The sequence below is a fragment of the Acinetobacter sp. YH12201 genome (assembly GCF_013418145.1).
Classification (GTDB): Bacteria; Pseudomonadota; Gammaproteobacteria; order Pseudomonadales; family Moraxellaceae; genus Acinetobacter.
This window is the reverse complement of record NZ_VPCP01000185.1, coordinates 1-1,039: the sequence shown is the minus strand read 5'-3', so window position 1 is coordinate 1,039 and position 1,039 is coordinate 1. Positions and strand designations below refer to the sequence as shown.

The following is a 1,039-nucleotide window of genomic DNA, read 5'->3' as shown; positions in this document are numbered from 1 at the left end:
AGTTACACCGTGACAGCCTATGGAATTGAGGTAATCCCAAGCGCAATAGCAATTGGTTCTTGATGATGAAGTAGGAATTAAACATTAAACCCACGTAAGTAGGTTTAAGTAGGTTTTAAATAACGGTAGAAACCGAAGCTCAACGCGAGGTATTGGAAAAACAGGGGTGTTACCATTACCAGGGCTATCTGTTTGGCAAACCGATGCCTATTGATGAGCTTAAGCAGTATCTATTGTCTCAGCAAACCCGGCATTAAAATTAAATAGGATCAGCATTCAGGTAACCACCAAGCTTAAAGTTGGCGATTAGACCATTGCGGTTTACCTGCTCATGAAGGCAATTGCTAAGCCCTAAAGTGCAATAAAAGATATCTATCCAAAAGAAGAGTGGCAATACAGTCTTTAAAATTTGATATATAATGCGATTTATTTAACATATTAAACCAAGTATATTAGTATAGATTGATTTCTCCACAGAAATAATCTTGAAGTTTTCAGCCTGCATCCTCCCCAAGATGCAGGTTTTTTTTGTAGTAATTGGGCAGAAAATTGAACAGGCAGGAAGAAGTGAACCGTACCGGGTTTGTCGGAGAGTTTTTTATTTAAGTTAGGCCACCTGACCTAACGGGTTAATCTTATCATAGTACATTGCTTCAAAAGCAAAAGGTGACACATAACCTAGCGCACTGTGTACACGTTCTTTATTGAACCAATCCACCCAGTTTAGTGTCGCAAGTTGTACATCCGCTAAACCTTGCCAATCTGCTTTTAAATATTCAATCATTGTATAAGCCATTCACCGTTTCAGCCAAAGCATTATCGTATGAGTCACCCGTTGTACCGACTGAAGCTCGTAAATTTGCTGCTTCTAAACGATTGGTATAGCGAATGGAAAGATATTGAACACCTCTATCGGAATGATGAATCACATTCTTTGCCATGCCTCGATCATGCAATGCTTGCTCCAATGCATCCAGGACCATGTCTGTATTCATACGTGTTGATACTTTCCAGCCAACAATCGCACGTGAAAATACAT

1 pseudogene is annotated in these 1,039 nt (G+C 39.6%); it reads right to left on the bottom strand.

The features are described from left to right. Positions 1 to 607: 607 nt before the first annotated feature. Positions 608 to 1,039 (bottom strand): annotated as a pseudogene (locus FTU91_RS16445) (DDE-type integrase/transposase/recombinase); the annotation flags it as partial.